Below are 6,430 nucleotides of genomic sequence, written 5' to 3'. Positions count from 1 at the left end.
TTCTTTTTATCTTTCAACCAAATTAAATCAGTTGAATTGGTCGGGGTGACAGGGATCGAACCTGCGACCTCATGGTCCCAAACCACGCGCGCTCCCATCTGCGCCACACCCCGGTAATATGGTGCGTGTTAAGAGATTCGAACTCCTGGCCCACGCCTTAGAAGGGCGTTGCTCTATCCAGCTGAGCTAAACACGCATAATACCAAAGAACGTTTATTATTTTAAAACATTTCTTTATTTATGTCAAGCTTTTTTTTAAGCTTTTTTGGAGCGGGTAGTGGGAATCGAACCCACCTTTCCAGCTTGGAAGGCTGGAGTATTACCGATATACGATACCCGCATATTTGAGATTTTAAATCTCTTATTTAACCAATTGAATATCCTCATTCTACTTGAGTTTCTTTTAGTTAAACTGGTCGGGGTGACAGGGATCGAACCTGCGACCTCATGGTCCCAAACCACGCGCGCTCCCATCTGCGCCACACCCCGGTAATCATCTTGTTTCGTTTCGCTACATCTCGCAGCGACAATGATTATTCTACATGATGATTTTTAATCCGTCAACACTTTTTTTAAATTTTTTTTATTTTTTTTATTTTATATCTCTTTTATATATGTAACTGGACTTTTTCCCTCAATTAAATCAATGTATCCTAAGGTTTTATCTAACCTTCCCATTCCTAATGAAATACTTCCTGGATTCATCAAAATTAATCCATCCTCTTCTTCTATAATAGGTATATGAGAATGTCCAAATAAAACTATATCTGCTCCAACTTCTTTTCCTCTGTAAAAGATAGAGTTGTATCCATACTTTACTCCATATCTATGCCCATGACACATAAATATCTTTTTACCTTGAAGCTCAATTAGCCTTTCTTCTGGATATAATCCTCTCATATCACAGTTTCCTCTAACAGCATATACTTCCCCTTTGAATTCCTCTGTAATTTCCCTTAGATCTTCTTCTCCATCTCCTAAGAATAAAAGTACATCTGCACTACTAATTCTTTTTTTAACCTTATCTATACTAATTCTATTTCCATGTGAATCACTGATTACAGCAATAAGCATAAAATCATCCTTTCCATTAAGTTAATAATTAATAGTTTATAGTTAATAGTTCATGTTGAAACTCCTTTCTGAGTTTCTTAAATAATATTCTAAAGTCTGCCTAAGCAGACTTTATTCCTTAACTATTAACTAAATTAAAGTATTTCTTTAAGCTTTTTAAGAGCATTTCCTCTATGAGAAATTGCATTTTTTTCTTCCGAGGAAGCTTCTCCAAAAGTCTTATTAAATCCTTCATAGAAGAATAATGGATCGTAGCCAAATCCACCTTCAGTTTTTAGCTCTTCAATAATGTAGCCATCAACCTCTCCACGAACTACTTTAGTTTCACCATTTTCATCAACTAATGATATTACACAAACAAATCTTGCTTTTCTATCATCACCCTTGAAGCCCTTCATTTCTTCTAGTAACTTAATATTATTTTTATAGTCATTCCCATGCTCACCAGCATATCTAGCAGAATACACTCCAGGTGCTCCATTTAAACTATCTACTTCTAATCCTGAATCATCAGCTAAAACTAAAAAATTATCTTCTCCTCTTTTTTTCAAATATGAATAAATTTCAGTAGCCTTTTTCTTAGAATTTTCTTCAAAAGTAATTCCATCTTCTTCTACATCTATGTTAATATCCATATCATTCAAAGAATATACCTCATACTCTAATCCATTAAGTATATCTTTAATTTCTTTTATTTTCTTAGAATTATTACTAGCTAAAACTATTTTTTTCATATTATTTTCCTTCTCCTGTTCCAATCCATAAAGAATCCATCTTTAAGCAATCTTTTTGTAATTGAATCATTTGCTTTATTCCTTTTTCCGCTAAATCTAATAATTCATTTAATTCTGCTCTATTAAATGGAGCCTCTTCGCCTGTACCTTGTATTTCAACAAACTCACCTTCATCAGTTCCAATGACATTCATATCAACTCTTGCTATCGAATCCTCTTCATAGCATAAATCAAGTAGTTTTTCCTCTCCAACAATTCCTACACTTGTTGCGCATAAAAATTTTCTAATAGGATAAACTTTAAATGGTTTTTGTTTATGTAGTTTGTTCATAGCATCAACTAAAGCTACAAAAGCACCACAAATAGAGGTAGTTCTTGTTCCTCCATCAGCTTGTATAACATCACAATCTATCCAAATAGTTTTTTCACCTAAAGCTTTTAAATCAACTACTGATCTTAAAGCTCTTCCTATCAACCTTTGTATTTCCATTGTTCTTCCATCAATTTTTAACCTTGATATATCTCTTGGTTTTCTAGTTGCTGTAGAACGTGGTAACATATTATATTCAGCTGTAATCCAACCTTCTCCACTACCTTTTAGAAATGGCGGTACTTTCTCTTCTATTGATGCAGTACAAATTACCTTTGTATCCCCTACTTCTATTAAAACAGATCCTTCTGCATGTTTTATATAATTTCTTGTTATTTTTGCATTTCTAACTTGGTCATTTCTTCTTGCTCCACTTCTCATTAAAAACTCCTCCATTTCATAATTTTACTTACTATATATTAAATTTCTCCTTTTTTTAAAAATAATGCAACAAATTCTCACTTAACTCATAATATTAATATAAGGATTAATTAAGAGGTGAAGAATTTGAGATATATTGGGCCATTTTTTAGAATGAATAGCCTTTCTGAAAAGGAAATTAACGGACAACTTTTTTATTTATCTAAAGAAGCAGTAAAAACTATAGTACTACAATCCAAATGTGGTTTAGTTTCTAAAATAAAAAAGAATAAATCATCTTCCTCCATTGATATTACCACAAATAGTAATTTTTCTCCACTATTATGTGTTTACAGGAAGTCATCTGCAAACTTTATTCATAGTAAAAATTCAAATGGATTTGATGAAGATTCTTTCAAAAAAGAAATTAACCCAAGTACTAATGCTTTAATGACTTTATGCTTATTAGAATTGCTAGATTACTATAGAAGTTTTGAGAACATAGATAGTAGTAATTATGCCTTGTATGATTTATACAATAGTATATCTAAGGATCAACTTGAGTTTTACTCTTCAAACCTACGAAACGGTGAAGGAGTTTTCGTAGATAAGAAGAACTTGCTAGAAAATAATGCTAGAAACTTTAATTTAGTTGATAAAGATAATAAATTTAAGTTTTCAGATCAAGCTTTTATGATGCTTGCATATTATATGTTTTCTATTAAGAATCCAAAAGATGATGTTTCAGAATCATACGCGGAGTTTTCATTACAAATTTTAAACATGTTTTATGACTTTAAAGATAAATTATACGAATGCTCACTAGATGAAATTTGTAAAGTTCTACTATCATTAAATATTTTATATAGCTATAAAAACGATAATGAGCTTAAGGATTTTATAATAGATTTAGCTGATTATGCAATGTGTAAATTTGATGAAAAGGACTATTATGTTGACTCTTTAGATACATCTGCATTATGCTCATTAGTTTTAACCCTATCTTATAAACATACAAAAATAATATCATTTTTAGAGAAATCTACTGAAATAATAAATCGACTATACTCTTTATATGATGAGGATAAGGGTTCTTTTTATAAGTTATCATCAAAAAAAGAAATTAAATATTCCTGCTTTGATATTACATTTTACATTTTAGCTTTTATTATTTATGATGATGTATCTACTAATTCATCTGAGCATAGAAATATGATATCTACTGTTTATAAAAAGTTTATAATAAACTCAGGAATAATTTCTAGTTGGCCTGAGGCACCTACATTAGATGATTATGAACGTTATCGAGGCTTTACTTTAAGCTCAAAAGATATGGTAGATGAAAGTTATTTTAGAATGCCAGATATCCCTACCCCTGAAAGCACTGGGGTTGCACCAATATTTAACAAGTATGTTACTTATAATAAACGTAAAGATACATTTTCTAATACCAAAAATACATTTGATAGTTACAGGAATTTTTTAAACTTCTTCTTACTTATTCACTTATTTAAAGATGAATATATGACTGAACTAGGATTAATTCCTGTTGAGGTCGCAGATAATAATGATATACGCGATGACAACTCAACTACTATTGAAGAATCCGAAAACTCAATTCCTAAGGTTGAAGCAGATATTGTAACAGAAGTTCCATCTGATGAATTAACATCTAATTCTGTTGATAATACATTTATAACTGTTGATGAATCAATTTTAACTGAATTAAGCGATAGTGATAAAAATAATAATGAAGCTAACCCACCATTATCTAATTAATAAAATAAAGTCGGCTTATGCCGACTTTATTTCACTTTACCTATTTATTTAATAGCACTGAAATCTATATTGCCATTACCATCTAGAATATTTTCATCTTCAGTATCATTAACTGCTATAGTATTATTATAAAATAATAGTGGTAACACTCTATAATTATTAAAAAGCTCTTCTTCTATCTCTGCAAATAATTCTTCTTTTTCAGCCTTAGAATTAGAATTATTTATCATATCCCTTTGACTTTTGGGAAGAAAACTTGATATTGTCGCAAGAAGCTGTTCATCATCTTCTAACTTAGCATATACATTTACTAATGCAATATCATAATAATTTTTTTCACTAATTAAATTCATATCATCTTCAGTAAGCAAATTGCAAACTAAAGTTATATCTGTATTTTCTTTAAACCACGCTGTTAAATAATCAGTTATATCTTTATTTTGTAAGCTTTCTTTTGCTACAAGGACTATTTTACTTGGCATCTCTACATCACTTTTGAAATTAACCATAACATTTCTGCTTTGCAACTTTGTTAAATCATCCTTATCCTCTCTAAAATAGCTACACTCAGCTAATTCAAGAAGTAAATCATTTTTATTCTGATATTCTTCTATAGCTTTACTAATCAATCTATATATTTCATTTTTGACTTGATTTGAAAAATTTTCATTATTCCCATTAAAAGCTAAGTAAACAGCTTCATCAGATGGACTTTCTACTAATTTCCCCTCATCTTTAAGCCTTTGTAATTGACTTGTAGGTGGATTCATAACAATATCTCTTTCACCTATTTCAAAAGCAGCTAATGCCAAATCTTCACTATCATCCTTAACTAAATGTATTGTTTGAGCCAATTCTGCATTTGAATTATCAGCTCTCTTTAAAATTATTTCAGAATCACTCATTGAAGAAATATAATAGTTGCCTGAATATGTAATGGAACTATAATTTTTATCTATATCCTCCCAAAACAGCAACTCTTTTCTTACTCGATACTGTGGCTTAGTTAGTTCCTCAATAAATCCATCATCCTTTGAATTCAATCTAATTTTCAAACTATCTTCAGTACTAGTTATAGCAACAGTATTTGAAAATGAATTACTACTATTTATATAATCTTTTACACCAAATACATTTAATAATGCAGAAATTTCACTTTCTTCCGTAATTACTTCTCTAAAAAAATCTACAATATCGTTAGGGGTAATCTTACTGCCATCACTCCAATAAATATCATCTCTAATTTTAAATACATACTCTAATCCATCATCACTAACAGTGTAGTCCTGAGCTAAAACTGGTTTTATATTACCCTCAGCATCTAACTCCACTAAGCCTTTGCTTGTAGCACATACTATATCTTGTTCTCTTTTATTTAATTCACCAATAGATTTTAAATTTTCTGGTATACTTGTTATTGAATAAACAATATCTGCAGTATTACTTTCACTTTCCTGTGGTGTCCTATCTATAAAACTTAATAATATAATTATTGTTACAATCGAAACAGAAATAGTTGCTATTATCTTTTTCAAATTTATTTCCCCTCTCTTGTTATACTTTTCTATAATTATAGACATAATTATAGAGAATTAATCTTTTTCAATAATAAGTAAATTATTTTTATAGAAATTTTCCCAATTTATGATATAATCATTTAAGTAAGATTCAAAATTTTACATTTTGTCAATCGAACTTAACTGATACCCTAAATCTTAGATTTAGAGTAGTAGAAGTTACACTGTGTGTACTAAGCCACTGAAAGAAGCTTAGTTTCCTTTTATATTTTTATGGAGGTACTAATTATATGACAACTGCAATGCAAATAGTTCAAATAATATTTCAATCAGTAGCAATAATATTTATGATTTGCTTTATGTTCATTGGAATATGGTCTTTCATAGCTTTTTTAAAAATGCTTAAAAATCAAAGAATTCAAACATTTTTACTTGAAAAAATAAATAAAAGTATTTCAGCACTTGAAAATGATACAAAAAAAAATGATCCACTTTATGAACCTGAGTTCTTAATGGATGATTCAATTACTAACGATGATGATAACATTATAAAGTTTGATGATAATATAATATAAAAAAGTAGTTACAAATGAATT

6 protein-coding genes and 4 tRNA genes are annotated in these 6,430 nt (G+C 29.5%); 2 read left to right on the top strand and 8 right to left on the bottom strand.

From position 1 onward, the window contains the following. Positions 1–37 precede the first annotated feature (37 nt). The 7 genes from TY07_RS16740 to rph all read right to left on the bottom strand — a co-directional run bounded on the left by TY07_RS16740 (position 38) and on the right by rph (position 2,559). Positions 38–113 (bottom strand) — tRNA-Pro (locus TY07_RS16740). A gap of 6 nt (positions 114–119) precedes the next feature. Beyond that, positions 120–196 (bottom strand) — tRNA-Arg (locus tag TY07_RS16735). Between the two features lie 70 nt (positions 197–266). After that, positions 267–340, bottom strand: a tRNA-Gly gene (locus TY07_RS16730). Positions 341–413: 73 nt separating this feature from the next. Further along, a tRNA-Pro gene (locus tag TY07_RS16725) sits at positions 414–489 on the bottom strand. A 108-nt stretch (positions 490–597) separates the two neighbouring features. Then, entirely contained in the window at positions 598–1,074 is a 477-nt protein-coding gene (locus TY07_RS16720; protein ID WP_042402919.1) for a metallophosphoesterase, read from the bottom strand. Positions 1,075–1,208: 134 nt separating this feature from the next. Next, entirely contained in the window at positions 1,209–1,808 is a 600-nt protein-coding gene (locus TY07_RS16715; protein WP_042402917.1) for an XTP/dITP diphosphatase, read from the bottom strand. A gap of 1 nt (position 1,809) precedes the next feature. Next, positions 1,810–2,559 (bottom strand): ribonuclease PH, encoded by a 750-nt coding sequence (gene rph / locus TY07_RS16710; protein WP_042402915.1) that lies wholly within the window; start codon positions 2,557–2,559, stop codon positions 1,810–1,812. A 126-nt stretch (positions 2,560–2,685) separates the two neighbouring features. Between rph and TY07_RS16705 the strand changes: the two genes are divergently transcribed. After that, positions 2,686–4,317 (top strand): hypothetical protein, encoded by a 1,632-nt coding sequence (locus TY07_RS16705; protein WP_042402912.1) that lies wholly within the window; start codon positions 2,686–2,688, stop codon positions 4,315–4,317. Between the two features lie 44 nt (positions 4,318–4,361). Here the strand turns inward: TY07_RS16705 and TY07_RS16700 are convergent, their stop codons facing one another. Next, positions 4,362–5,852, bottom strand: a complete 1,491-nt coding sequence (locus tag TY07_RS16700; protein WP_042402910.1) for an ABC transporter substrate-binding protein — start codon at positions 5,850–5,852, stop codon at positions 4,362–4,364. Between the two features lie 272 nt (positions 5,853–6,124). Between TY07_RS16700 and TY07_RS16695 the strand changes: the two genes are divergently transcribed. Continuing rightward, positions 6,125–6,409: a hypothetical protein gene (locus tag TY07_RS16695; RefSeq protein WP_052330770.1), complete on the top strand. Its 285-nt coding sequence runs from the start codon at positions 6,125–6,127 to the stop codon at positions 6,407–6,409. Positions 6,410–6,430: the final 21 nt, after the last annotated feature.

The organism is Clostridium saudiense, from assembly GCF_000577815.1.
GTDB lineage: Bacteria > Bacillota > Clostridia > Clostridiales > Clostridiaceae > Clostridium > Clostridium saudiense.
The sequence above is the reverse complement of the archived record's forward strand: the minus strand, read 5'-3'. Positions and strand labels throughout refer to the sequence as shown.